Here is a 2358-nt window from a genome sequence, read left to right as displayed (position 1 = left end):
CAGGGTGCCATTGCCATGTATTCCGGCAAGGACAACCTCATGGGCATGCTGGGCGAAGGCGATATCTGCACCAGCTTCTGTGCGGCAGATGTCATGCCGGATTTTTACGTCAAGGCCACAGAGGACACACTGCTGTACAGCATTCCTTGCGACCAGTTGTCCAAACTGGTGGAGCAGGATGAATCAGTGCTGCATTTCATCCGCCATTCCGCTGCCCAGCGGCTCAAGGAAGCCGTATCGGACATGCAGGAGCAAAGCAGTTCAAATTTGCTGCACACCTATGCAGGGGATATCTGCCGCGGCGAACTGGTAACCGCCTCCCCCGACATCTCTATCCAGGATGGCGCTCGTCTGATGTCCGAGCACGGGGTCTCTTCCCTGATTCTGATGGAAGGCAGCAGCCCTGCGGGTCTGGTCACCGACAGGGACATACGCAAGCGTTGTGTTGCAACGGGGCTTCCTGTCGACAACCCCATGCACAAGATAATGACCCGGAAAATCACCAGCCTCAACGCGAGTGAAAGCCTTTTCGATGCATTGCTGGTGATGACCCGCAATCAGGTGCACCACCTGCCTGTATTCGATGACAGCGGCCTGAAGGGCATCATTACTACCACGGATATCATGCGCCAGGAAGGCCTGAGCGCTGTGCATCTGACCAGCACCATTCGCAAGGCAGAATCACTGGAGGCGCTGGTGGAAGCCAGCAAGATGCTGCCGCGTATCCAGCTGCAGCTCACCAACATGGGGGCGGACCTGCGCCACGTGGGATTTGCCGTCACCGCGGTGACCTGCGCCATCACCCGGCGGCTGATCGAACTCGCGGAAATACAACTGGGACCCTCTCCTGTTCCCTATGCCTGGATAGCAGCAGGTTCTCAGGCACGCAGGGAACAGACCAGCCACTCGGACCAGGACAACGGCCTGATCATTTCTGACAAACTGCAGCCAGGCGACGACGAATGGTTTGAATCCCTGGCCCGTTTCGTCAACGACGGCCTGGATGCCTGCGGCTATATCTACTGTCCCGGTGACGTCATGGCCAGCAACCCCAAATGGCGACAGACAGTATCAACCTGGCAGGGCTATTTCGAGAAATGGATCGAACAGCCGGAACCCATGGCACTGATGCTCTCCAGCATTTTCTTCGATCTGCGCGTTATCCACGGCAAGGAAAACTGCTCAACAAGATCCGCAAGAAGATCCTGGTCAAGGCACCCAAGAACCAGCTGTTTCTCGCGCATATGGTGCGCAATGCCCTTACCCACCGCCCGCCGCTGGGGTTCTTCCGCGATTTTGTGCTGGTTCACGATGGACAACACGACGACACACTCGACCTGAAACATTCCGGTCTCGTGCCTATCATCGATATGGCGCGTATCTACGCCCTGGCCGAAGGGCTGCATGAAATTGGCACGGAGGACCGCCTGCGCGCCGCCGCAGGCACCCCCTCCCTGAGCAAGGGTGGCTCGGCCAATTTGCTGGACGCCTTCGAGTTCATCAGCAACCTGCGTCTGGAACACCAGGCAGCACAGATCCGTGAAGGAGAGTCTCCGGACAACTTCATGTCACCCAAACAGCTGTCGAAACTGGAACGTGAACATCTCAAGGACGCCTTCAAGGTCGTTCAGACCATGCAGTCCACCCTGGAAATGCGCTACCACACCGACAGAATCTGATGTTTGGCCTGCTGTTCAACCAGGAAAGCAAACGCAGGCGCCTGCTGGACAAGGCCCCCGAAGGCCCTTTGCGGGATTATCTGGAACAATCTTTTCCGGATAAAGCCGCGCCTGTCAGCGATACTGCACTGCTGGCGATGGACTTTGAAACCTCCGGCCTGGACGCGAAGCACGATCACCTGCTGAGCGTGGGCTATGTAACATTGCTGCACAATCAGGTGGCCCTGGACACAGCACACCATCAGATCATCCACAGCAAAAGGGACATGGACGATGACAACATCACCATCCATCACATCACTCATGATCAGGTGGCACAGGGCATGACACTGCCCCAGGTGGTGGAATCCATCCTGCAACAGCTCAAGGGAAAAGTATTGCTGGCGCATCACGCCGCCGTGGAAATCGGCTTTCTGCAGCAGGCCTGTAAAAATCTGTACGGGCTGGCGCCGGTCATACCCGCAATCGACACCATGCAGCTGGCCCGACAGCGCCTGGAACGCCGGCAGCAGCCTTTCAAGGCCAATGAGCTGCGCCTTTTCAATCTGCGGAAACAATACGGTAAGCGCCAAACAATCAGCCCTATTGCATTTTTTTGACAGGCGTGTTCCAGGGTAGCAGGGCTTCAATGTCCTCAACCGTCCTGGCATTGCCGATGTGCTGCAGCACATGGTGGAGG

General features: G+C 57.0%; 3 protein-coding genes. All 3 read left to right on the top strand.

Annotated features, from left to right (window positions below; genetic code table 11):
* Positions 1–1341: DUF294 nucleotidyltransferase-like domain-containing protein (locus tag ACOCD2_RS16980; RefSeq protein ID WP_419625819.1), on the top strand; the 1341-nt coding region annotated here is incomplete at its 5' end.
* Positions 1245–1679: a putative nucleotidyltransferase substrate binding domain-containing protein gene (locus ACOCD2_RS16975; protein WP_293652447.1), complete on the top strand. Its 435-nt coding sequence runs from the start codon at positions 1245–1247 to the stop codon at positions 1677–1679. The genes ACOCD2_RS16980 and ACOCD2_RS16975, both read left to right, overlap by 97 nt.
* Complete coding sequence (locus ACOCD2_RS16970) at positions 1679–2278, top strand: exonuclease domain-containing protein (RefSeq protein WP_293650278.1); 600 nt, start codon at positions 1679–1681, stop codon at positions 2276–2278. The genes ACOCD2_RS16975 and ACOCD2_RS16970 overlap by 1 nt, the downstream gene beginning before the upstream one ends.
* Positions 2279–2358: the final 80 nt, after the last annotated feature.

The organism is Thiolapillus sp. (genome assembly GCF_048562965.1).
Lineage (GTDB): Bacteria > Pseudomonadota > Gammaproteobacteria > Chromatiales > Chromatiaceae > Thiolapillus > Thiolapillus brandeum_A.
Note: the sequence above shows the minus strand (reverse complement) of the source record. Positions and strands in the feature narration are given on the sequence as shown.